Origin of the sequence: Ohtaekwangia kribbensis, assembly GCF_042676245.1 — a bacterium.
Lineage (GTDB): Bacteria > Bacteroidota > Bacteroidia > Cytophagales > Cyclobacteriaceae > Ohtaekwangia > Ohtaekwangia kribbensis.
Genome location: NZ_JBHTKA010000001.1, coordinates 1,701,615 through 1,724,556, shown reverse-complemented (window position 1 = coordinate 1,724,556; position 22,942 = coordinate 1,701,615). Strand labels below are relative to the sequence as shown.

Below are 22,942 nucleotides of genomic sequence, written 5' to 3'. Positions count from 1 at the left end.
TCCGCTGAATGTTACTGGTAACAAGTTTCCCGGATTGTTACGAGCAGTTCTTCAGCAACTTTGATATCGGGTGCATCCGGAAGATCCGATTGCTTAAAAAGTTCATCGATCAAGATTATCTTCTCTTCTGCTTGCTTTAGCAAATCTTCGTATAAAAATTCTCCTGCTCGTACACGCAGCAACCACTCGCGTTCTTTTCTTCGCACGTTCACTTGTTTATAGCGTGCAATCTCTTCGGCCATGTTGAGCAAACGAAAAACATGCATCATATTCTTGGAGTCGTAATTCTTGCCATGGCTGATGGTGTTGCTATACCGCTCTTTATTTCGCTTGTTTACCCAATCCCAGTATTCTTTATACTCACGACAGTATACGGTGTAGCCATCTTTGTTAAAGCTTAAGATGGAGCATGGTGCAATGCCTTTGGGTATAGAGCTTAATGACACTTCGTTCGCATCTTCTCCGGAAGATATACCTTGCAGCGATACAGTCTCCTGGAATTGTGACGTGTGAAATATGGCATATACATCGCGCATGTGATCAATTCGAACCAGTCCGCAATCTTTCTGGTTGTATTGATGGATTTCCAGCCAATGCTGTAACGGTATAGAACCTTGTCCATACACTACATAACAGAAGTCAAGTATGGACTTACGCTGTTGATCAGTCGGGTTCAGTATTTTCTTGTTCAGTCCGCGTGCTTTCTTGATCTGAGCATACGCGTAGCCTGCAAAGCTGTGATTGCAAAGGCGTGACAAGAACAGTTCTCCTTTTACCTCGTTCATCACCGGATGCTTGTGGAGTATACAATCTTCCGGTGTGTTTAATAGCTCCAGTATATTCGGATTGTTCTTTGATAGAAGATCAATGAATTTCTTTAGCTCGAAGTATACTTCATCGTTCGTTTCATTATTAACCTGGTCGGTAAACGTGAGACCATAGAATTCTTTGCGCGGCAGAATATAGACGCCTTTTATATCCGTATCAGAATGCGGCAAAGCCAGTCCGTACGACTGGCTGCCGCTGATACATTTTAATAAAAGTAATGACGAATCGTTATGTAATTGTTGAAGTGTCATTGTAAAAACTTTCTAAAAATAGTGTTCAATGAATCAGAGCTTTCGCCTGTTTGAATTCGCTGCGGCACCGCTTGTTCACAGTAACGAATCTGATCTGCAATAAAGCGATTCAAAGCATCGATGGGTTTTATAGTATATCGTTCATCAACCTGGGCCTTTGTGTTCAAAAGCTCGTTTGTGACGGATGTAAAACTACTATCCATAAAAATACGAAGCTTGCTGAATTCCATAGGAGGCACTGTTCCTGTATCGGCAATCCATCGACATGCCAGTATAGGTCGCAGTGCATAGAAGTATTTCTTTAGTCTTACTTCGCTTCCCGATAGTTCATTTTCAAATACGGTTTTCGCCATGCTGATGTAGTGGTGCATCATTGCTCTGGATGAAAAACATTCGGCAAATAGTGATCGCATCGAAGTCAGAAAATCGTCATTCACCTGATATACAATGGGTGACTGAAGCCACTCATATATAGGTGCATTTGATTTTCGGAAGAGACGAAGCGCTTTGCGAAGTTCCCAACCATTTATATCCAGCAGCTCGTTAATGGGTAGTTCGATAACATCACGTTGCTCATCAATACTAAGATAGAAATCTTTGGTGTGTGTGTAGATAAAGCGAACGTCATAATCACTGTCCGGTGATGCAAACCCCCAGGCTCTGCTTCCCGACTCACACGCGTACAGAATAGTAACCTGATGTGTTTGCTCTATCTCTTTAATTTTTTGCAGGATGATATTGTTCATATGAAGTAAAGATAATGCCGGTATACCTATAATTATACTACAGATATACCAGTGTTTGTACTATGGAAGAATGCTTTTAATCTTGTCATTGATTACAAACTTCTTCCCGATGAAAGCCTTCTCAACGCGGATGCCGTTAACAATGGCATCGTTGAACTCGTCAAGTTGGGTAGCCGGAACCCACAGCTCCTGGTGATGCACGAGTCCTACTGTTTGAATTTGAAACTGCTTGAAGTAATGTTCCGGTATTTCGAATGCAGTAACAAAGCCTACACCATCAGAATCTTCATCACCCATATTCCAGCGCTCTGCAATCTCTGCTGCATACTGAAAATTGAGTACAGGATAAAATATAGGTTGCCAATATAGTCTCGGAGGATAACGCTTCATACCAGAGTCGATGATCAACTCCAGTTCGTTAGCGCCAGTCGGTCTGTATAGTGTGATGTTAGTATTCATTTCTAATTTTTTCTTTCAAAAGTATTTCTGCCAGGAGGCTGCTATAGCTAGCATCCATTGGAAGTTCCGTGTCGCATATTAAAACTCTTCGGTCTGTCTCAACTTCCTTTTGCTTTACAGGATCATACGATTTCTTTGTCGTTGTTGTATAATAAATACCTATACCTCTTTTCTGCCAAGAAGGCAGATCATTGTAATTGATATTTTGTTGATATAGTAATTCATTTTTGTTGCCAATGGATAACCCGCTGAGTTTACTGGTAACAGCAGATGATGACAAACCCTGATCGCGAAGCTTCCAATAGCAGTACGCATTCAAGGCATTTCGATTGGCGTCTTCAGCTCGCCATCGGAAGTAGTCGATTACCAGTTTTTCATTTGGCAATGGAATAATCCGGCAATCAAATGCTGCCATTGTATTTAATGCCAATGAAAAACACGAACTCGCTTCACCAGCCAGTACAGAAATGAGTTTTCGTGTCTTTCTGCCGAAGCTGTTGTCAGCAGGTTGAAAGAGTAACGAAATTTCATCACTCTGCGCATAACCGTATATAATCTTGAAACCACAATTCATCAAGTGTTTTGTGGTTTGAACCATAGCATCCCTGAATCGTACATCAAAAGGACGTTCGAAGTCCAGAAGTTCTTTTGTTAATTTAGTAAATCCGCGACCATCCAGCCGTGCCACTATATATAGTTCGGGTAATATAAACTGATCCATGCTCGTTTCAAACGAACGCATCTTTTTGTCCAACATTTCAAATTTCATTTGTCCAGTCCTTAATGGTGAAACTTTCATTTTCCATGACTACATAGTATAGTCGATTAAAGCCCTCTTCAAGCTGTGGTAATTGCAGGTTTTTATACTTTGAGATAACACCTGCCGTACTAATGCACTCTTTGCCCTGCCGTTGGACATTTCGTTCAATGCATTGCGACAGTTGTGACTTAAAGTAATACCCCTCAACCGAATAGCCTCTTTCTTTTGCCATGGAAATATAGGTTGCCCGATCCGCGCGGGTTACGTTCGTGTTGTCAATAGCGATGCATTGCTGAAGCGATAAGGCAAGTGTTAAAAACTGCATCTCCCTGTTTCTGTTCTTATACAAATCCAGGCTTATGCGCATATACTTTCGGAATAGATGCGTTTTGTAGAAGCTACTTTTTCCACTGGCCGGTATACCGATCAATAATATCATTTCCATGTTGAGAGAATTTGTAAATAAAAAAAAAGGCCCCGTTTGAAACGGGGCCCTGTATTCTTAATAATTATATCAGTATAACCTTAAGGCAGCATATAACCCCATTCACAGGCGTGATGTTCGCCTGCCAAAGCTTGTGTTTCGATATGGAGCTGTTTCTGAATCATGATACAAATATATTCTTAAATTTTTAAAGTATAGATATACTCTCGATTTTTAAATTTTAACTAATCCACTTCCTGAAATTTCTCATCACCGCACATTCTCACAATCTTCGGCATGAAGGAACCTAATACTTCCACCAGGTCTTTCTGCGAATCCATTACCTGATGTATATTTTTATAGGCCATCGGCGCTTCATCCAGTCCGGAGCCGATCAACTCAACGCCAGCTTCTTTCAATACCTTGTTTACCTGTCCGGGTAAAATAGTTTGCTTCGCTTTTGTACGCGACATCTGTCGGCCGGCACCATGCGATGCAGAATTGATAGATGCTGCCAAACCTTTACCGCGTACTATAAAACCGGGGGTTGCCATCGATCCGGGTATAATACCCAGTACATCTTTACCGGCAGGTGTTGCGCCCTTTCGGTGAACGATGATCTCGTTGCCAAGTATATCTTTCTCTTTCCACGCAAAGTTATGGTGGTTCTCAATCATCGCTAAGGGAGTCTCACGCAACCCGATGGCCATACGCTCGTGTATTTGATGATGACATGCAGAAGCATAGTCACCGGCCAGGTTCATCGCCATCCAGTATTCCTGCCCGGCTTCCGTATCCAGGTCCAGCCATGCGAGATGTTTCGCTTCCTGTGGAAGTTTACACACATCCATCGCTATATCTGTATAATGACGTGCAATGTTTGCACCCAGTCCACGTGAACCGGAATGTGATAGCAAAGCCACATATTGTCCTACCTGCAAGTTGAACTCGTTGATCGGGTTTAATATCTCTACAATACCAAATTCAACAAAGTGATTTCCGCCACCGGAAGAGCCGATCTGTTGCCACGCACGGTCTTTCAATTCACGCACGATGTTAAGCTCGCTGAATTCTTTTCGCTCAAAGATCGGGTGATCTTTCGGCTTTTTGAATGTTGCTGTCCCGAACATGGTATTTTGCATCAGCATCTTCTTCAGCTCTTCGCGCTTGGCTTCCAGTGTAGCAGGAGCTATGTCATATATAGTCATGCACATTCTGCAACCTATATCAACGCCAACACCGTAAGGTATAACGGCATTTTTGGTAGCCAGTACACCACCGATCGGCAAGCCATAGCCTTGATGCGCATCCGGCATCAACGCACCAGCTACTGTAACCGGAAGACGCATGGCTGTAGCCATCTGGTTCAATGCACCTTGTTCGATGGCATCCGCGCCATATATCTCGTATGATTTTCCTGAATCAGCTAATGCAATGGTATTGTCCAAAGGTTTTAGTAATTCAATAGCCAATGCAGATAATTTATCGTGCGTTATAAAAGCGGAAGGATTTTCAAGCACCGGTTTAAAAAGCGATAGTTGTTTTTCGCTTTCCTGTGTAGCGTAATCTTTCGCAAGGATGTCCAATGCAATGCCAATAGCTTTGCCGGGTTTAAAACCTATCGCGATCAGATCGTTTCCTGTTAGGTTCATAATCAATGTTCTGTTTTAACGAAACAAAATTGATAAATCAGTACGCAGTCTTTTTGCGTACTGAAAATTTATTTGATTTTTTTTAGGGAGAATACAATTGTACTCTCTAAAGTATATCATTCCTTACCGGGTACGAAGATATTCCGCAGTTGATCGATTATCTGGTTTCCACCCGATAACGAGATGCTGTTGATCTTGTCGGCAATCTTTTCTACGTACTCCATTTCTTTCAATTTGAATAACATCGTGTTTTCTTCCATCAGTTTTGCTGTGTTCAGTAAACTTCTGGTTGAAGCCGTTTCTTCTCTTCGTGTAATCACGTTCGCTTCAGCTTTCTTCTGCGCAATCAATACCTGGTTCATGATATCTTTTACTTCACCGGGTAAAATGATGTCACGCACACCACAGTCTTTAATCACCATACCAAGTGCATCAGCTTTATCTTTCATACTCGATAATACATACGCTGCGATGGTATCTTTTTTCTCCAGCAATTCATCCAAAGAAAGTGTACCAACAATCTCGCGCAAGGCTAACTGTACCAGGATGTAAAGCTGTTTCTCATGATCCTTGGTTTCGATCAGCGCTTTTACCACATCCATCACTCTATACTGTGTGTAAAAATTTACTCTTAAAGCAGCTTTGTCTTTAGTCAGGATTTCCTGTCCTGAAATCTCCAGTTGCAACTGACGTAAGTCTGCTTTTAAAACCGAGATGACAGTCGGGTTCTTCCAGAAATAGTAAACTCCTGTCTCTAGTATTTTTACAAATTTACCATCAATCAGTAAAATTCCTTTCTCATACGAATCCACTGCAAACACACGGATATAGGGCATTACTTCTTTTCGTAAAAGTGTAGGCTTATCAATATCCTCAGTGATCTCGATCTTACTCAGATCAACGCGTACAAAAGAATAATCTATTAATCCCTTCCAGTATGCATACCGGCCTGCAATCAATACGCTTTTGAAAATTCCGTTTTCGTAATGTAATACGATCTCCTGATCTTTTACATCAATTACGGTTAATCGTTCTGCCAGTGTCGTGTCGCGTAAGAGTATATTCAGTTCTATTGATGCATGAAAAGGTTTGGCCATATCGTATACCAGTACATCTTCATTGGGGAGTAACCAATATACTCCCTCGGCGATCACGCGCTTGTAATTGCCACTTCTGAATACCAATCCAATCTTTCCGGTGTTAATTCTAACCCTTTTCATTGTTGTATAAATTATAGTTACTAAAAGTTTTTTTGAAAAGCAGCGCCAGACGAACCATCCCCCGAACGCGGAAGTGCAAGTGAAGTGTAACGTGGTTCATTTAGTTTTCAGAAAGTGATGGCGATGTTGCCAGGTATATATACCGGGCATAATGGCTGATGCGATCAGAAAAGTAAATGTCGTTGTTAAACGCTCTTGCATTTTCAAAGCATTCGGCAGATTGTGTAATTACCACGAGGGTAATTATACGGGCCAGCCTCTTGCTGCTTTTGTTTTGACCTTTTTAGAAGCGGTCGACTTCATTGTTATGGATTTTGAGTCCATTGCTCTACCAATTGAGCGTTCACATTAAAAGTGTGATGGGATTCGAACCCGGTTTATTTGTTGCTCTACCCAGACTGAGCTATCCGTTTGGTAACGGAGAAGGAGTTGAACCTTCGACCCACAAATTGGAGGAAGACAACATCCGGTAAAGCAGCATGTTCACGATGCAAGGCAGCGCAACACTATGGAGCTATACAGAAACTCTCATCAGGTCTTTGATCCTTTGTCTCTTCCACGTTTTGATGCATCATTACGATCACATCAAAAATCTTTATATATAGTATAGATCTGTAACCTCGCCCGGATTCGAACCGGGATTCCCTCTCAGGCCGCAAGGCTATAAATGCGCTTCCTTACTTTACTTCTCTAGAGTGGTATTTCAGTGCAACTGCAAACTCTGTCCTTTACCGCGCGTGGCTGTACCGGAATAATCCCTGCATTCTACGGGACGTGCTTTTACCGTAGGCTTTTCCTTTTAAGCTACGAGGCTGTATTTACTTGATCACTCCGCCTGAATGATGATTCAAATTTTTTTAAACAGGGCAACAGACGAAAAACGTACATGTTTTGGTGCTCTACCAACTGAGCTATCTGTTAGGTTAGGTTAACAGAGCAGGATTCGAACCTGCGACCGCCAGGGTGACATCCGAAGTAACGCTATTCTACGGCACCTGTTATTTTCTTATTATCAAAAAGGGCAACAAACCACAAGAGACTATTAGATTTTCAAGATCGAAGTAACTCTTATGTACGGCACCTTTTATGAGAGAGCTATAGCTGAATGGAAATGTATTTCATCCTCGAAGTATTTCCACTCTACGGCATCTTTCATAAGATCAATAAATATTTAAGGAGTAAAAAACGAAGCGGGTAATTGGGCATTGCTAGCCGGGAGTTGAACCCGGAACACTTTTCCGCACGTGACGGATATGTGATTCCTCCCATTGTCGAGCGAAGTAACCCACCTCTACGACATCCTTATTTATTTTCAATTTCTTTATAAACCTCTCCTTCAAAATGAAGGAGAGGTACAGCTTACAATTCTATATTCTCAATCTGGGCAAGTGCACGCTCACCATCTTCCAGTGATGCCAACACATCGAAGATTTTATCAGACCAGCCTGCGATCAGGTATACATCGTCTTGTTGTACATCGATCGGAGTATTTCCATACCCGGCCAGGTCGAATAAATATAGCTTTGCCCGTGGTGCTATTTTTTTATACTGCTTCCACAACCATGGTATACTTGATCCAAATGTATCGATCGCACCATTGCTGTTCCATAGCTGGCAGTCAGTGAACATCATTACTTTATCTACTGCTTTGCCACGATTGATCAGGTCTTTTATCACTAAGTATCCATTGGTTGAATAACCAACTTCACCTTCGCGGTTGTAAAATTCCTGAACGTTAGCCAGTATATTTTTTCGGGATACCTGTATAGTTTTCCAGGTATCTCCAAACATACCGGTTTGCACGCGTTCACAACGAGACTGTAACAACATAGCCAGCATTAAACCTATATCATAGTTCAATACTTTGCTTTTGGCAGAGATTGGTTTTTGCATAGAGCCGGATACATCGCAGGCGATCAATACCGAAGTCTCGCTATTAAATTCACGTATGTTCACAGCGCTATAGGAAACCGCTGTCTCAAGTGCGCCCAATATTTTTGGAGCAAAGTCAGATTGTACTTCCTTTATCTCGCGGTATGCCGCCAGAAACCGGAATGGCAACTGTTTTGATTTTGCAACGGCATGGATATTGGACAGTGTAGCACATACCTGTTCGATAGACTGCGCTGATACCTCAGCTTCGAGTATATTTCGAAGGTTACGCAACAAGGCCATGTATCCTAATTTTCCGCTCGCGATCAATGCCTCCCATGTTATACGGAATGCAGCACGTTTCTCTTTTTCATCGGCAAACTTTTGTTGTCCTAAAGCAGACAACTCGGTTTCCCAGGTATAGGGTGTCTCCAGTGTTCCTGTGGCGATCTTGTTGAAAAGCTCTTGTTGTCCTTCGTTCTCCGCTTTTGGGTGGACGATGAATAAAGCATCTTTCAATTTGATCTCCGCAGCACGATCATATTTAGCGAACTGATATTCATCGAAGCGATTGAATGCATCGGATAAACCATACTGTATCTGCTTGGAAAGCTTGTTCAGTTTTTTAGTGCCGGTACGCTGGTTTGCTAACTGGTAGTACGCTAACAATTCGGTGATTTCATCAGCACGTTGTATAACGCCCTTTACTGCCTTGCGAACTATACCATTACCGGATCGAGTCTTTGCCAATTCAACCGCTAACACCAAGGGTATGCTTCGCATATACATTTTGTTCCGTGTATAGATAGCAAGGCGTGCAACAAACGCAGGGTCGTTCTTGGCGATCAATGCACGGATGCGATCTACGCGGTTATCGGTAGCCTCATAAAATTTATCGCTCAGCGAAGTGGTAACTACAGCACTATACAGCTCGGTACGTTCATCCAGTATATAGGCTTTTGTCTGGTGGTAGTTTACAGTTTCCTTTGCTTTACGAAATACATTGAATTTCATAACTCTTGCGTTTAATTGACGATTCAAAATTGAAAGGCAACTGCGCAGTCTTTTTGCGTAGTGGAAATTTTTTACTTCTTTTCTGAAAATATTTTCAAATGCCTGTTAATCGAAACGCCCTTATTCGTTACCGTACTATTGATAATTGTCTGAGAAACAGACACAGACGGTGGACGCTGGAAGATCTTGTAGAAGCTTGTTCGGAAACACTATATGAATATGAAGGTATAGATAAAGGTGTAAGCAAGCGCACGGTGCAGATGGACATCCAGATGATGCGCAGCGACAAGTTAGGGTATAATGCTCCGATAATAGTAGAGGAGAAGAAATACTATAGCTATGAAGATTCGGAATATTCCATTACCAACATTCCGTTAACCGATCAGGACCTGGGCAAACTTACAGAGGTAGTAGAGATACTTCGCCAGTTTAAAGGCTTCAGCCATTTCCAGGAATTGAGCGGTATGGTGCAGCGTCTTGAGAATAAGATATATGCAGCCAAAACAAACCAGGAGCCTGTTATTGATTTTGAAAAGAACGACAATCTGAAAGGACTGGAGCATATTGAGACACTATATCAGGCTATCATTAAAAAATGTACAGTAGAGTTGTGTTACCAGTCGTTTAAGGCTCGCAGTGCAAATACATTTCATTTTCATCCGTACTATTTAAAAGAGTATAGGAATCGCTGGTTTGTGATCGGCATCAAGAAAAAGAATACGCCTATATTAACGCTGGCACTTGATCGTATTATCAGTATAAAAGATTGTGAGGTACGCTATGTACCCAAAGACTCTTTCAGCTTGCCGACATTCCTTCATGATGTGGTGGGGGTAAGCGTGAATCCGAATGGTCCGGTGGAGAAAGTTTTGATACAGGCTGATCATGAAACAGCTCCGTATATAATTACCAAGCCGCTGCATCATTCGCAACAAACTATAGAGAGTGGATCAGGTGGCGTAGTGATTTCATTGAACGTCCAGATTAATTTTGAGTTAGAACGTGAAATATTAGGGTTTGGCGACCGTGTAAAAGTACTAGCCCCGGAAAGATTGAAACGTAGAATAAAAACAATCCTGGAGCAGGCACTCAATCTTTACCAGTTCGAATTCAATAATGCAGCGCTTCAAAGTACGGTAGAGAAATTAACACATAAGGGCTTTATGATTCTGCGTCATGTGTATGGTCGTAAGGAAGTAAATGCTATGAAGATGGAGATTGCGCGGTATTTAAAAGATAAGGGATTGGATGAAAATACACATGCCATCCGTAACCTGCTACAGGAAATTCCGATATTGAAGGAGACTATATTTAATAGTAACCTGTTGCAGGTACTGAAAAAAATAAATCCTGATCTGTTCCTGACAAAAGCGATATTCTTTGACAAGACACCGGATGCCAACTGGTATGTTACCTGGCACCAGGATATTGTGATTAATGTGGCGGAGAAAATAGAGCATGACGGTTTTTCGGGTTGGACAAAGAAATTTGGTGTACATGGTGTTTGCCCTCCGGATGAAATTTTAAAAAATACATTTACCATACGTATTCATCTGGATGATACAGATGAGACAAACGGAGCTTTGAAAGTTATACCCGGTTCTCACAACAAGCGATTGTCTGATGAGGAGATCAATCTGATAGCGCAGAATAGTATACCGTATATATGTGAAGTTGAAGCTTGCGGTATTCAGATTATGAAACCCTTGCTGCTACATGCATCATCAAAGGCTACGAGCCAGAAGCACAGACGGGTTATACACTTGGAATTTAACACGATGAAATTGCCGGGCGGCTTAGCGTGGGCTGAGAAGTGGGATATAGCTATTTGATAGTCTTAACAGTTTTAGGGATCAGGCTTTTTATTTTAATACCGCCTGACTCTTTATAACCCTTTGCCAGATCGAAGTGAAGTTGCGCCTGAAGCCAGAATTCTGGTGTGGTGTCAAACGCTTTGCTGAGCTTAAAGGCCATCTCTACTGAAATAGCATACTCACCTTTTAATATAGCGTATAGATTTTTACGAGCAATGCCCAGCGCTTCCGCTACATCTGTGATGGCCAGTCGATGAGGTTTGATGTATAACTCTTCAAGGATCTGACCGGGGTGAGCGGGACTGTGCATTCGTAACATACTTATTATTTGGGTTCCTGCTTATAATTTAATTGGCGTATCTCTCCGTCAACGAACCGGAATGTAAATATACCCGCACCGTGAACGGTAAGGCGATAGCTATCGCTGTCTTCTTCAAGAACACTCACGTGGGCGATCGAAAGATCCCGAATATCTTGAGCAGCGTGGATCACCGAAAGCCATAACAATAAAAAGCCTTTCAACTCCCGTGATATGCCGGAAGCTGTTCCTTTTTCAAAGAGACTTTTTAAAACGTTATGACGAATTGAAACAATCATGTAAGTGTCAACGTTTTTACGTTGGGCGACAAAAATAAAAAAAATATTGTTACCCGTGGGGTGACAATTTAAAAGTAATTATATATTTGCATCATAATACAGAATAATAATATGAAACCCGGTATTAACATATTCAATCTAAACGCTTCGCATAGCATATGCTTTGTGCCGAAGAATTATTGGATTTTCCCGGGGAGGGTTGACTATATATAGTATTAGTGATAGATATAGTATTAACAGAAACCCCGGGAAATAGAATATCCCGGGGTTTTTTGTTTTGTTTCGGGGTTTTTTGTTTTGTTTTTTACGGACATATAGCTCAGTTGGTAGAGCAAGGCGCTGTTAACGCCTGGGTCGGTGGATCGTGCCCATCTATGTCCGCAGATATCCGGCAGTTGAGGTATATATCTCAAAAGTTTATGCATGCGCGTAAATGATCTGCCGGATTGCGTAATCAACACCCGCATGTTCCAGGGAGGCGGACAAGTATATACAAGTATATACTTTGTCGGGGCAGGTTCAATTCCAGGCCGGGTGAGTTTTTAAAGCTAGTAATTTTTTTACGAGGTGTATCGGCTCATGCTTATACCATGTCGAAACCGTAGTTGGTAGCACGCAGGTTCAACTCCTGCCACCTCGACAAAATATGAAGTATATATACGTGATAATTGCATGATTTTGGAATCTAATAAGGTAGCCGGAGGTAAAGATATTCCGGCCAAAGCATTAAGGTGATGCTTCCCACTTTTAATGGGAAGAACGCGGATCAATACCGTGTGGCCGGACAACGGAGATTAAGCTAACTAAGTAGAAGCGTGGTTCTGAAAAAGCTAAGGACCTGGAGCGTTACCAGGAATCTCCACAGGGTATGCAGATCAGAGAGGAGAGTATATCTCTCCGAATCGTGTGCTGCAAGGCCGGTGGCGTGATAGCATAGTCGCAGATAAATGCGTTTTGTTGTGGTATACATCGCAATGAAAAGATCGAGGTTAAAGCCCTCCGCGCCACAATTTTTTATATAGTATAAAAATAAATATATAAATGTTACCCGATAGGTAACAAAAGTAAAGTCAAATCGTATATTTGCATCATGAATCAGATAAATACATATAGCTCATATCACCCGCATCACCCCGAAGCAAAATCGGGTCGGAGGACAGACTATATAAGTCTGATTGATTCATAGATGGTGTAACTATACATAAGGAATCATAAAGCCTCCCGAACACGGAGGCTTTTTTTGTTTGAATAAATATAGGGGTAATGGAGGAGTCTGGTCATCCTCGCCTGCATTGGAAGCATCCCGATAGTTATCGGGACTACAATTTAGTTGAATCGGAGAGTAGACCGTAAGTGGAAGCGGGCCGCTCTGTAAAAGCGGTGTCATAGACCTTGGATGTTCGATTCATCCCTCTCCGACTTTGTATATGGTGGTGTCCCGACAATTGTCGGGATGAGTTCGAGCCTCATGCATCACCCGTGATGTTCATTGTTGTTGACTATATTTTTTAATGAGCGTACATAATCCATTTCCGGATGTTTCGTTGTGTATTAATCAACAGTAAAGGCTTCCCATAACCACAGGAAGCCTTTTTCTTTTTTTGTATCAGTATAGATCACTAATCAGGGTGCTGCAATACAATACTCCACATCGTGCGCTTCAAATATACAGGGTACCTCCAATTTAGGGAGCATACGAAATATAGCGGCTTGTGGAACCGCATGTTCACGATTGCTATTTTGTGCCAGCCATGTTTTGAACGGAACTTCAATGTATACCAGTTTGACGTGTGCTTTGTAGGTTACAAACAGATCGATCCATTGCGATCGCATTTGCCGGGTAATATTCGTTGCGTTCCATACAAAAGGTTGTCGCTTTCGAAGAAATTCTTTGGCTTGTTCTTTCGCGAGTTGTACAGCCCAACCGGTGGCAGAAGTGTCATCGGGTTTGAGCTTGTATTCTCTTCGAATCGCATCGAGGCTTACCATAGGCCAATCGTTGTAATGCTTTTTTATATACCGGTCCTTGCCCATACCAGGTAAACCTGAGAGCATAACAACATTTGTTTTCAGATCGGCAAATGGAATATAGTCGGGATGTGCATCGTCTTTGTGAAAGTATGTGAATTGTGCCAGCGGTGTAGCAAAAGATTTTCGGGAATGCCAACACGCTTGTTCTTCACAATACGCATCAAAAAAATTGATACGATCCAGCAGTTCCTGCTGATCCTGACAAATTCGTCCCAATACATCAGCACGCGCAAGAGCCGATAATAATTTCATATCAACACGTAACGATGCTTCCAGTAAGGCTTTCACCGGATTAGATTTTTCCATTAGCCAGAGCGGTAGTCCGTGGTAACGCACCAGGGCTGCAATGTGTTCGCGTTGCTGAAATGGTATACCGAATTCGTATAGTAGCCTTCGCGTTGTAAATTCACCTTTACGGGCATGACCATGCGAGGTGATGCGGCCGTTGTCTTCCACAACCGTTGTAGAACGTTTCTCAACATCGTGAAGCAATGCTGCTGTCCAAAGTATCTCCTGTTCCTCTCGGTTCAATCTTTGAAAAGATGTTGCATCCGTTAACGCCTTCAATACCATTTGCGTATGTATAGCAACATCGCCTTCAGCATGATGAATAGAATCCTGCGGTACATTTCGCATGTCGACAACCCAATCGAATCGCTCCTCCAGGTGTTCCCAATCTTTATTTATCGATAATGACCAGTTCATATTTTTATAGTTAAAATTATACGTGTGGGTATTCCCACAACAACTTCGCTCTTCGCCAGTGGCGTGTCCAATGCTCGTCTGTCTTTACATGTCCTTTGCGGACATATTTAAAAACGTTATGCATGAAATCATTCACGGCATATTCTTCTGTATTCCTGCTTACGATACCTTCACACGTGCAGGGCGCTCCGCTTTGTATATCCTGCGAATTCAGTATACTGCTTTGACGCGTAAGCGCCAGTACGTTTTCTCGAAACGTTGCTTCGGTGGTAGGCTGAACAATCTTTAATTCAGGTACCGTGGGGAAATCAAACATGGCTGCATAGAATTTTACTTCTTCCCAGCTCAACCACACATCGTGCATGCGAACAGCGAAAACATAGTAGTGATGTTCCAGTTTCCGGTATTCGATCGAATGTATAGCGTACAGATTCTCACCAAAGATTTCAATGTCACCGAGATCATTCCTGATCAACTCCCATCGCTGGCGGATTTCTTTTGTCCACGCAGATACCGTTGGCGAGGCATGCGACCGTGCAAAGACACCATAGCGACTGAGACAGTTGTTCTCACCATCCAGTTTTTCGGTGTGCACAATAGTTTTCAATTTATTTACATCCGACCAATAGTCATGATGAATGCGATCGTCACTGGTTGTACCCGGTGAAAAGGGATAGTGATAGGTTCGTCCATATTTTCTGGAGATACTCATAGTCTTGTAATTTGAATTTGGAAATAAACAGAATCGTCCGGACGTGATGAATTATATATAGCGCATCGCTATAGGTATAGCACGATCAAGACTGATTGAATACGGTAATACCATTCTTTCCCGCGGGAACACGGGATGTTGTGATGGATGGTATAGTATTACAAGACGAGCATGTTAAAGTCCCTCGTTTTAAAGGGTTGAACTGTTTAAAAGTGTGCTACAAAGATAGAACAAACTTTTGGATGAAAACGTCAAACACTATAAGAAGTTGCAATCAGGATATATTTATTCCTGCACAATAGGGAAGTACCATGGTGTTCCGAAAAAACCTTTCATTTCGGCTATAGCGATCTCATCACCTATAGACGTCAGGTTATACTCTTCTGAATTGATGGTTACCTTTTCAATCTTTTCAGCATCGTGCCATGATGTAACAATGATATAGTACGTAGTACTTCGACCTTTGCTTATTTCTTTTTGAATAATGCTAGTCTTATAATATTGAGGAGAAGAACTATCGAACAGGCAGTTTGATACTGTATACGCGCCAAAGCTGTAGGAGTACGAGAGAATCATTAAGGTAAAGATGACAAAGTAATCCTGGGCACTTTTGAACGTTGGAAGTTTGGTGGCAATCAGAATGAGTATAATTAACAGGACAGCAATTGTGCCTGTGGTGATCCAGAGTTGGCTATATTCCAATATATTGTAATCGAATAATGCCCGAAGAGTAAGGCTCAGCCCTGCCATAATAAAACCCGTTGCGACCGATGGGGACGCGTTATTCTTTCGTTCATCCACACGAAGCAGCCCGCGGTATAGATATAGCAGGATAATGATAACAACCGGGTAGGCTATACCAATGATTAGTACGATCGTATAAAATATAGGGTAGAATGTCATCCAGAAAAACAATACAAAGCCGACAGCGTTGGTGATCCTGGCTATCCGTCTTGCCTCAGCCAGCCTATGCTCTCTTGCTTGTTGTGAAAGCCCCAGGGCATCATCGTTCAGAATACTTTTCTCCTGGTCGGCAAATTCCTGCTTATTCAGGTCGGTGAATGTTGAGGCTAGCCATGCTGTGATCTGGTCTGCTTTTTCGAGGTATGTACTTGTTTTAATTTTTTTGTGCTGTGCATTTTTAGGGATAATATATATACCGTTGCGTTCAATCTTGTAGCCAAGAACATCTTCAAACTTCAGGGTTCGTGAGGCGATCGGATTTATACTGGTGACGTGATCGTTGCCAATAATAAACCTGCCCTGTATGGTATCGATAAGACCATACGCAAACAGGCACGTCATAACCAGTGCGCCCATGGCCAGCAGGGGTGCTATAAACGGACTGACGCCTTCGGCAGTAAAGATAAAGAAAATGGTAGATAGAAATGATACCATTAAGATAGGAGCGAAGATATATATAAATATTCTCCAGCCTTTCGCGATTCGGTAAGTGCCTTGCATGATTGGATAGATCGTCTTTCAAAACTAGTAAATAGCGTGCATTTTTGTATAGAAGAAGTGAAGGCAAGGAAGTTCTATACTTTCTTGCCTTCTGCTTTAACTAAGTTCAAGCTCGACAGCTTCCGAAGCTACTTTAACAGCTTCCTGTATTTGCAGCTCTATAACCTCATGGAAATTATAGTACTGGTCTTTGCCGATAAAGCCCTCTGTGCGAACCCACTCTTCGGTGCTATAGCGTTTAATAAAATCGCCGATCATGGTTTCTTCCATGCGTGCATGCGTAGTGAGGTAAGAGCCCATTTTGAGCAAAAGAAGTTTATTCCTCAACAGAATACTTTCAGCCTCCTGCATGCAGGATTTGATGACACGGATTGCCTCCTGTGAATATATTTCAGTATGATAAAAGCTGTCCTCATTGCTGGAGTTTGCTGCAACTACGTGGATCGGATCGCTTCCCATAGCGTACTGTCTCACGGCACGGTTTGCCAGTTCGCTGGCATTTTCAATATCATGTCGTACACCAGACGAAGTATGGTCATCACCAAAGATCAGCTTCTCTGCCGCGTATCCTCCAAGTGTGAGGATTATATCTTTCCGGATAGAATCCTTCGTCATCGGACCATTAGGAAAATTGATCATGCAAAATCCCTCACCGTCATCAGACGCAGTCTTTGATACTGCAACAGATGGAAGTATACGCAACGTAAGTGCTGCAAGAATAGCATGTCCGGCTTCATGGATGCCGGTGTGAGCTTGCGTACTCTTGCTGGTGGTCTTGCGAAGATTGTCAATCTTCAGGTTTACTTCATCCAGCAAAGAATATATATACTTGCCGTTCGCATCACAGATTTCAAACAGAAAATGTTCCTCGGCATAGTACCAGTGGACCGTGGCGGTTGTTATGTTCTTATCTATGATCTCCATAACAAGTTTACCAATACGGGATTCGATCAAATTCTTGATCGTAGTAAATACGGGGCGTGTTCCTTGTGAAGGGAAAACACCTTCTGCATATACTATATCAATTATGGAATCGTCAAAATCCATGCTCCATCCAAAAGAAACTTTTACGAATTTGCCGATGCGCTCCAACTCTCGTGCGATCAATTGGCGGAAGTGTATATTCTTGAAAGATTTATAGATAACATGGTTGTTACCCAATCGCGCAATTTGTTCGCTGCGAAATCTTTTACGAAGTGCACTTTTAATCGTTGCAATGGTAATATGCGTTGTTGCTTCGTAAAATTCATCAGCACTTATATCCGGATTCATACTATGACTCATCGGATATGCTTCGTCCAGATTACCAAGCACGAAAATAAGCGCTTGCGATAAATCGAGTTCCTTCGTGGCCGGGCGAGTCTTCATAGCTTCCAGTATAAATTTCTTCAGTTCCGGAAGAGACAATGTTTTGATATGTTCCCGTATATAGTCTTTGGAGAAATCATCGTGCTCGAACAGGTCGTAAACACCTCCTATGAAATCTTTTGATAAAAAATACTTTTTACTCAGGGGTTCGTTGTAGCGGTCATGATGATCAAAGAAGAATGGTTCAAACAGTTTCAGAAAAACTTCTTCTTCTGCAACAACCTCTCCATTCTCTAAAATAACTCCACTTTTGATGGCTTTGTCCAATCTCTTGATGCAGCTGTCGGCCCTGAAAAGCATATAGGTACTATTGCTGGGTATATATTCAATCTTCCCGGAATCCAGTAAATCCCAGATCACACGAAGTTTGTCTTTGCCCAATTCACGTTGGCCGTTGTCTAACGTTCTGGCGAATTGAAATTCATCGAGACAAATAACAGCAGGTTTCTGGTGAAAGAACTCCAGGTCGTCTGTGAATATATTTTTAATCCATGTTGCTGAATCGGATTCAAACTCACCCATATCAATATGAGTATATAGTTTACGATGTTCCAGTAATTCAACAATGCATTGTATCAATGCCGTTTTTCCAGAGCCGGTCAATCCCCACAAGTTTACAACGGTAGGCCTGAGCTGTGCTTCCGGAAAAAGATACCACGGCATCATCAGCGATATTACTTCATCAATAACACTGTCCAGTCCGATGAAGCGTTCTTTCAACTGACTCGTAATAATCTCCAGATTTTTCTTCTTCTCTTTTAGTTCCTTATGTGTAATGATTGTATCCATACGTTTAATCTTTAGCCATCCGAACTATCTTCGGATGAAATTTACCTTCAACATCCACCAGGGTATGTTGACTTTTCATGATCAACTCAATGTCTTTATAGGCACCGGGTGATTCTTCTGTGCTGCCTCCCATTAAGGTTACCTTCTCCGCTTGCAGCATTTTTTTCATGCTGCTCATGGTAGTAGTTTCCCGCGCTTTTTGTCGCGACATCTTTCGGCCGGCACCGTGTGAAGCTGAGTTTAATGATGCTTCGTTACCGAGACCCCGCACAATAAATCCCGGAGTCACCATACTGCCCGGTATAATTCCATATATACCCGGAGCTGCCGGCGTTGCGCCTTTACGGTGTACGATATACTCGTTACCATCGGCCAGTGTTTCGCGCCAGGCAAAGTTGTGATGGTTTTCTACCGTGCTCAGAACTTTTGCACCCAGTGCTTTGCACAGGTTACGGTGTATACGTTCGTGACAAGCCTTAGCATATTCACCGGCAAGATTCATCGATAGCCAATACTCTTCGCCTTCGGCACTGTCCAATGTAAGCCAGGCAAGTTGTTTTGCCTCGCGCGGAAGCTTGCAACGATTCATTGCTATCGCGGTATAATGTTGTGCTATATTTGCTCCGAGACTTCTGGAACCAGAGTGCGATAGTATAGCCATATAGTTACCCGGTGGCAATCCGAGTGTGTTGGTTTCGTATAGTGCTACGGTACCAAATTCCACAAAGTGATTTCCGGAGCCCGAACTTCCCAGCTGCTTAACGGCTTTACCATGCAGGCGTTTCAGAAGATCGGTCAATTGAAAGTCTGCGTGATCAAGTATAGCATGCTCTTGTACTTGCTCCAGTCCGCCATCATTACCGAAGTGTGTTTCCCGCTCAAGCACTTTCTTTAACTCGTGCGTACGGTGTTCGGTATAGCTGGCCGGCAGATCAAGAATGCTGAGTGCCATGCGACAGCCAATGTCCATACCTACTCCATAAGGTATAATAGCGTTGTGCGTTGCCAGTACACCGCCAATCGGCAGGCCATAGCCATGGTGTGCATCCGGCATCAGTGCGCCTTTTACTGCTATAGGAAGTCGCATGGCAAGTTCCATTTGCTGAATGGCATTGGTGTCGATGTGCTTGCTGCCAAACATATCAAAGTGCCGCGGTTCATCTTCCAGCAAATAGGTCTCGCTCACGGGTGTCTCATCGGGAGCGTTTATAAGTTTGTGTGCCAATATGCTGAGGGTTGCATGCTGCGTGTAGCGATGCGGTTGCTCCAGTATATCAGTCAGTAATGTTAGTTTTTCCTCGTTGGGTGTATGCTTGAAGTGCCGGTTCATTAAGTTTAAGGCGAGGCTTCGTGCTACATCCGTAGGGAAAGAAATGACCTGAAGGTCTTTTATTGTTAATTTTTGTTTGCCCATAAAGGTTTTACAATAGAGCATAGGTATGCGCACAGGAGCAGCGTTCCTTTGTTGATAAACAAAGTATATCTGTTTCGAAACGGTATACACGAACGCGTATAGCGCTACGAACGCAATCCTTGCAAGACTATGCCTGAAGTTTTACTTGTTTTGATTTTTGTTGGCAAGAAAATGCCGAACCACATCCGGTAAATGTTACCGTAGCGGGTTATTTGAAGATATGTAAAGTCAGTACCAGCATAAAATTTTCTCCCTCGCTTAAAATAAAACATGGATGAGGTGAAATGCTTTTGCAAAGGTAATGCGTTTTACGATACGGCAATGTGAAGGTTGAAAAAATAATTACAACTGCTTGTATCAGCGTACGGAAAACTATTGCAGGAGGGTGCCATACTTTCGGATTCAATTCTTTAATTTTGACTCAGAACGAAATGTATTTTAATCTCGTTCTGTAGAACTAACCCAGGCGCCATCATGACCATCGATGATATAGTTTCGTTGCTTTCGGATATAGTTACCCCTGATCAGATCAAAGCTGATCGTATGGTGACACCTCACGCAATCATAGTCGACAGGGCTAAACTCGTTGAGGTCTGTAGCAAGCTTCAGCAAAATGCTTCGACCTATTTTGATATGCTGTCGTGTGTAACCGGTATAGATAACGGTGTGCAGGCTGCTACCATGGAAGTAGTATATAATCTATACTCCATTCCCTATAATTTTCAATTGATGGTTAAAGTAATTCTGCCGCGCGAAAATCCGGTGATCGATACGGTAACCCATCTCTGGAAATCTGCAGACTGGATGGAGCGCGAAGTGTTTGATATGTATGGTATAGTATTTACCAATCACCCGGATCTTCGCAGAATTCTGATGCCTGCCGATTGGGAAGGATACCCGCTACGCAAAGACTACACGCATCAGGAATACTATCGCGATATAAAAGTTGAATACTAAAAACTCCAAGCTAACAGCTCGCAGCTCATAGCTAAAAACACCATGCCCACAGATCGTATACAGTATAAATATAAAGAAGGAAGTTTAGCACTATCAGAGCCAAACAAACTGAACCCGGAGAATCTGCGGTCGGAGGAGATGATTATCAACCTCGGCCCACAGCACCCTTCCACGCACGGTGTGTTGCGCCTGGAAGTGTTGATGGATGGCGAGATAGTAAAGGATGTAGTGCCGCACATCGGGTACCTGCACCGTTGCTTTGAGAAGCATGCCGAGAATCTTCCCTATAACCAGGTTATACCGTTTGTTGACCGGCTCGATTATGTTGCCGCCATGAGCAACGAACATGTATACGCTATGGGTGTAGAGCGCATGCTGGGAATTGAAAATCAGATTCCGAAACGTGTAGAGTATATACGGGTGATGATGGCGGAGTTGAATCGTATAGCTTCTCACTTTATAGCAATCGGTACGTATGGGATGGACATTGGTGCATTTACTCCGTTCTTCTGGATCATGCGCGATCGCGAACATATACTGCGTTTACTGGAGTGGGCCTCGGGTGCCCGCTTGCTATATAACTATATCTGGATTGGTGGTTTGTTCTATGATGTGCCGGTAGGTTTCGAAGATCGTTGCCGCGAGTTTATAAACTATATCAAGCCGAAACTGCAGGAGCTTGAGACAGTGTTGATCGAAAATAAAATCTTTATCGATCGTACGGCAAACGTAGGCGTACTGCCGCTTGATCTTGCTATAAATGCCGGTGTAACCGGACCAGTGCTGCGTGCCTCAGGTTTGCGTTTTGATCTGCGCAGGGTAGATGGTTACTCGGTATACCCGGAGCTTGATTTTGATATACCGATCGGTGAGGGGAAGGTGGGACAGGTTGGTGATTGCTGGGACAGAACCCATGTGCGTTATCAGGAATTACACGAGTCGATCAAGATCATTGAGCAATGTCTTGATAAACTCACCAAAGAGCATATACGTACGCGTGACTTTGATCCACAGGCCTTAGTGCCGAAAAAGATCAGACCGAAGGCGCAGGATTTTTATATCCGTGGCGAAATTCCAAAAGGTGAGTTGGGCTTTTTCTTTCGTGCTGATGGTCGCAGTGATATACCGTTCCGGTGCAAATGCAGGTCATGCAGCTTCGTGAATCTTTCTGTACTGCCGGATATATCGAAAGGTATATTGGTGGCTGACCTGATCGCTATTATCGGTTCGATCGATGTGGTGATGGGCGAGGTTGACCGGTAATTAATACGGGCTGAAGATGGTAGCCATGTTTATACTAAAGCCCGGAAGTATATCTTCGCCATCTAACAATTCTTTAAATGGTTTTATAATCACATCACCGTTACTCCGGTATATGGTGGTTGTTCTTTTCTTCGGATTGACCATCCATGCCAACTGGCAGCCGTTGTCGATCCACTCTTTCATTTTCGATTCTACAGAGAATGGAGAGTCAGAGGGCGATATAATTTCAATAACAAAATCCGGACAGATGTGCGTGAATTTCTGGCGCTCGCTCGTTGGTATTTGATTCCATCGTTCCTTCTTTATAAAGGCAGCATCAGCAGCGCGTATGGCACTGTTGGGCAATGTAAAACCTGCGCTCGAATCGAATGCGTATCCTGATTTCTTTTGCTTATTCCATATACCCAGTTCGGTAGCGATATCAAAATTACAACGGCCCGTTTCTGACCATGTGGGTTCCATTACAATAATCTCTCCCAATGAATTTCGCTCAATTTGGTATGGCTCGTTTTTTCGGCAGAAATGGAAGAATTGATCATCAGACATATTGCATAACTTTAATCATAAAGATACTTCTGTAGCCGTGGTTTTATATGGTTGAT

Annotated in this window: 21 protein-coding genes and 2 tRNA genes; 6 read left to right on the top strand and 17 right to left on the bottom strand. The window is 42.7% G+C overall.

Translation table 11 applies throughout. The features are described 5' to 3' along the window. Positions 1 to 11: 11 nt before the first annotated feature. From ACFQ21_RS06865 to ACFQ21_RS06825, 9 genes are all read right to left on the bottom strand, one after another. Positions 12 to 1,079, bottom strand: a complete 1,068-nt coding sequence (locus ACFQ21_RS06865; RefSeq protein ID WP_377576709.1) for a DNA polymerase beta superfamily protein — start codon at positions 1,077 to 1,079, stop codon at positions 12 to 14. After that, complete coding sequence (locus ACFQ21_RS06860; RefSeq protein WP_377576705.1) at positions 1,076 to 1,825, bottom strand: nucleotidyltransferase domain-containing protein; 750 nt, start codon at positions 1,823 to 1,825, stop codon at positions 1,076 to 1,078. The genes ACFQ21_RS06865 and ACFQ21_RS06860 overlap by 4 nt, the downstream gene beginning before the upstream one ends. A gap of 60 nt (positions 1,826 to 1,885) precedes the next feature. Next, complete coding sequence (locus tag ACFQ21_RS06855) at positions 1,886 to 2,284, bottom strand: hypothetical protein (protein ID WP_377576702.1); 399 nt, start codon at positions 2,282 to 2,284, stop codon at positions 1,886 to 1,888. After that, complete coding sequence (locus ACFQ21_RS06850; RefSeq protein ID WP_377576699.1) at positions 2,274 to 3,053, bottom strand: tRNA(His) guanylyltransferase Thg1 family protein; 780 nt, start codon at positions 3,051 to 3,053, stop codon at positions 2,274 to 2,276. Before ACFQ21_RS06850 ends, ACFQ21_RS06855 begins: the two co-directional genes overlap by 11 nt. Then, positions 3,043 to 3,489 carry an AAA family ATPase gene (locus tag ACFQ21_RS06845; RefSeq protein ID WP_377576696.1) on the bottom strand — a complete coding sequence of 149 codons (447 nt, stop codon included), beginning with the start codon at positions 3,487 to 3,489 and terminating at the stop codon, positions 3,043 to 3,045. The genes ACFQ21_RS06850 and ACFQ21_RS06845 overlap by 11 nt, the downstream gene beginning before the upstream one ends. 224 nt (positions 3,490 to 3,713) lie before the next feature. Continuing rightward, the gene (locus ACFQ21_RS06840; RefSeq protein ID WP_377576693.1) at positions 3,714 to 5,120 is read right to left on the bottom strand and encodes an RtcB family protein; all 1,407 of its coding nucleotides are present in this window, start codon (positions 5,118 to 5,120) and stop codon (positions 3,714 to 3,716) included. A gap of 116 nt (positions 5,121 to 5,236) precedes the next feature. Then, entirely contained in the window at positions 5,237 to 6,340 is a 1,104-nt protein-coding gene (locus tag ACFQ21_RS06835) for a slipin family protein (protein ID WP_377576690.1), read from the bottom strand. A gap of 100 nt (positions 6,341 to 6,440) precedes the next feature. Then, positions 6,441 to 6,575 carry a hypothetical protein gene (locus ACFQ21_RS06830; RefSeq protein WP_377576687.1) on the bottom strand — a complete coding sequence of 45 codons (135 nt, stop codon included), beginning with the start codon at positions 6,573 to 6,575 and terminating at the stop codon, positions 6,441 to 6,443. 1,124 nt (positions 6,576 to 7,699) lie between these two features. Further along, positions 7,700 to 9,226, bottom strand: a complete 1,527-nt coding sequence (locus ACFQ21_RS06825; protein ID WP_377576684.1) for a TROVE domain-containing protein — start codon at positions 9,224 to 9,226, stop codon at positions 7,700 to 7,702. Between the two features lie 98 nt (positions 9,227 to 9,324). Here ACFQ21_RS06825 and ACFQ21_RS06820 point away from each other — a divergent pair, with 98 nt between their 5' ends. After that, positions 9,325 to 11,058, top strand: a complete 1,734-nt coding sequence (locus ACFQ21_RS06820; RefSeq protein WP_377576682.1) for a WYL domain-containing protein — start codon at positions 9,325 to 9,327, stop codon at positions 11,056 to 11,058. Here ACFQ21_RS06820 and ACFQ21_RS06815 read toward each other — a convergent pair. Then, positions 11,051 to 11,350 (bottom strand): HigA family addiction module antitoxin, encoded by a 300-nt coding sequence (locus ACFQ21_RS06815; RefSeq protein ID WP_377576679.1) that lies wholly within the window; start codon positions 11,348 to 11,350, stop codon positions 11,051 to 11,053. The two genes, ACFQ21_RS06820 and ACFQ21_RS06815, sit on opposite strands and share 8 nt — an antisense overlap. Positions 11,351 to 11,364: 14 nt before the next feature. Continuing rightward, on the bottom strand, positions 11,365 to 11,637 hold the full coding sequence (locus ACFQ21_RS06810; protein ID WP_377576676.1) for a hypothetical protein: 273 nt from the start codon (positions 11,635 to 11,637) through the stop codon (positions 11,365 to 11,367). A gap of 308 nt (positions 11,638 to 11,945) precedes the next feature. On the opposite strand from ACFQ21_RS06810, the gene ACFQ21_RS06805 reads away from it, so the two are divergent. From ACFQ21_RS06805 to ACFQ21_RS06795, 3 genes are all read left to right on the top strand, one after another. Then, a tRNA-Asn gene (locus ACFQ21_RS06805) sits at positions 11,946 to 12,018 on the top strand. A gap of 42 nt (positions 12,019 to 12,060) precedes the next feature. Next, a complete protein-coding gene (locus ACFQ21_RS06800) occupies positions 12,061 to 12,183 on the top strand; it encodes a hypothetical protein (RefSeq protein WP_377576673.1) in 123 nt (40 codons plus the stop codon). Positions 12,184 to 12,973: 790 nt separating this feature from the next. Continuing rightward, a tRNA-Tyr gene (locus ACFQ21_RS06795) sits at positions 12,974 to 13,056 on the top strand. A 204-nt stretch (positions 13,057 to 13,260) separates the two neighbouring features. Here the strand turns inward: ACFQ21_RS06795 and ACFQ21_RS06790 are convergent. From ACFQ21_RS06790 to ACFQ21_RS06770, 5 genes are all read right to left on the bottom strand, one after another. After that, entirely contained in the window at positions 13,261 to 14,373 is a 1,113-nt protein-coding gene (locus ACFQ21_RS06790; RefSeq protein ID WP_377576670.1) for an AAA family ATPase, read from the bottom strand. A gap of 16 nt (positions 14,374 to 14,389) precedes the next feature. After that, entirely contained in the window at positions 14,390 to 15,085 is a 696-nt protein-coding gene (locus ACFQ21_RS06785; RefSeq protein ID WP_377576668.1) for an RNA ligase family protein, read from the bottom strand. Positions 15,086 to 15,370: 285 nt separating this feature from the next. After that, positions 15,371 to 16,549 carry a hypothetical protein gene (locus ACFQ21_RS06780; RefSeq protein WP_377576665.1) on the bottom strand — a complete coding sequence of 393 codons (1,179 nt, stop codon included), beginning with the start codon at positions 16,547 to 16,549 and terminating at the stop codon, positions 15,371 to 15,373. 96 nt (positions 16,550 to 16,645) lie between these two features. Next, positions 16,646 to 18,706, bottom strand: coding sequence for a hypothetical protein (locus ACFQ21_RS06775; protein WP_377576663.1), 2,061 nt, complete (start codon positions 18,704 to 18,706; stop codon positions 16,646 to 16,648). A gap of 4 nt (positions 18,707 to 18,710) precedes the next feature. Further along, positions 18,711 to 20,120, bottom strand: coding sequence for an RtcB family protein (locus tag ACFQ21_RS06770; RefSeq protein WP_377576660.1), 1,410 nt, complete (start codon positions 20,118 to 20,120; stop codon positions 18,711 to 18,713). 474 nt (positions 20,121 to 20,594) lie between these two features. On the opposite strand from ACFQ21_RS06770, the gene ACFQ21_RS06765 reads away from it, so the two are divergent. Beyond that, the gene (locus ACFQ21_RS06765) at positions 20,595 to 21,077 is read left to right on the top strand and encodes an NADH-quinone oxidoreductase subunit C (protein ID WP_377576657.1); all 483 of its coding nucleotides are present in this window, start codon (positions 20,595 to 20,597) and stop codon (positions 21,075 to 21,077) included. A gap of 42 nt (positions 21,078 to 21,119) precedes the next feature. Then, complete coding sequence (locus tag ACFQ21_RS06760) at positions 21,120 to 22,340, top strand: NADH-quinone oxidoreductase subunit D (protein WP_377576654.1); 1,221 nt, start codon at positions 21,120 to 21,122, stop codon at positions 22,338 to 22,340. On the opposite strand, the gene ACFQ21_RS06755 is transcribed toward ACFQ21_RS06760, so the two are convergent. Then, the gene (locus ACFQ21_RS06755; RefSeq protein ID WP_377576651.1) at positions 22,341 to 22,886 is read right to left on the bottom strand and encodes a Uma2 family endonuclease; all 546 of its coding nucleotides are present in this window, start codon (positions 22,884 to 22,886) and stop codon (positions 22,341 to 22,343) included. Between the last annotated feature and the right edge of the window lie 56 nt (positions 22,887 to 22,942).

Bases quoted from the DNA above. Each gene is read 5' to 3' on its own strand.
- ACFQ21_RS06865 (WP_377576709.1), bottom strand. From the start codon at position 1,079: ATGACACTTCAACAATTACATAACGATTCGTCATTACTTTTATTAAAA.
- ACFQ21_RS06860 (WP_377576705.1), bottom strand. From the start codon at position 1,825: ATGAACAATATCATCCTGCAAAAAATTAAAGAGATAGAGCAAACACAT.
- ACFQ21_RS06855 (WP_377576702.1), bottom strand. From the start codon at position 2,284: ATGAATACTAACATCACACTATACAGACCGACTGGCGCTAACGAACTG.
- ACFQ21_RS06850 (WP_377576699.1), bottom strand. From the start codon at position 3,053: ATGAAATTTGAAATGTTGGACAAAAAGATGCGTTCGTTTGAAACGAGC.
- ACFQ21_RS06845 (WP_377576696.1), bottom strand. From the start codon at position 3,489: ATGGAAATGATATTATTGATCGGTATACCGGCCAGTGGAAAAAGTAGC.
- ACFQ21_RS06840 (WP_377576693.1), bottom strand. From the start codon at position 5,120: ATGAACCTAACAGGAAACGATCTGATCGCGATAGGTTTTAAACCCGGC.
- ACFQ21_RS06835 (WP_377576690.1), bottom strand. From the start codon at position 6,340: ATGAAAAGGGTTAGAATTAACACCGGAAAGATTGGATTGGTATTCAGA.
- ACFQ21_RS06825 (WP_377576684.1), bottom strand. From the start codon at position 9,226: ATGAAATTCAATGTATTTCGTAAAGCAAAGGAAACTGTAAACTACCAC.
- ACFQ21_RS06820 (WP_377576682.1), top strand. From the start codon at position 9,325: ATGCCTGTTAATCGAAACGCCCTTATTCGTTACCGTACTATTGATAAT.
- ACFQ21_RS06815 (WP_377576679.1), bottom strand. From the start codon at position 11,350: ATGCACAGTCCCGCTCACCCCGGTCAGATCCTTGAAGAGTTATACATC.
- ACFQ21_RS06810 (WP_377576676.1), bottom strand. From the start codon at position 11,637: ATGATTGTTTCAATTCGTCATAACGTTTTAAAAAGTCTCTTTGAAAAA.
- ACFQ21_RS06800 (WP_377576673.1), top strand. From the start codon at position 12,061: ATGCGCGTAAATGATCTGCCGGATTGCGTAATCAACACCCGCATGTTC.
- ACFQ21_RS06790 (WP_377576670.1), bottom strand. From the start codon at position 14,373: ATGAACTGGTCATTATCGATAAATAAAGATTGGGAACACCTGGAGGAG.
- ACFQ21_RS06785 (WP_377576668.1), bottom strand. From the start codon at position 15,085: ATGAGTATCTCCAGAAAATATGGACGAACCTATCACTATCCCTTTTCA.
- ACFQ21_RS06780 (WP_377576665.1), bottom strand. From the start codon at position 16,549: ATGCAAGGCACTTACCGAATCGCGAAAGGCTGGAGAATATTTATATAT.
- ACFQ21_RS06775 (WP_377576663.1), bottom strand. From the start codon at position 18,706: ATGGATACAATCATTACACATAAGGAACTAAAAGAGAAGAAGAAAAAT.
- ACFQ21_RS06770 (WP_377576660.1), bottom strand. From the start codon at position 20,120: ATGGGCAAACAAAAATTAACAATAAAAGACCTTCAGGTCATTTCTTTC.
- ACFQ21_RS06765 (WP_377576657.1), top strand. From the start codon at position 20,595: ATGACCATCGATGATATAGTTTCGTTGCTTTCGGATATAGTTACCCCT.
- ACFQ21_RS06760 (WP_377576654.1), top strand. From the start codon at position 21,120: ATGCCCACAGATCGTATACAGTATAAATATAAAGAAGGAAGTTTAGCA.
- ACFQ21_RS06755 (WP_377576651.1), bottom strand. From the start codon at position 22,886: ATGTCTGATGATCAATTCTTCCATTTCTGCCGAAAAAACGAGCCATAC.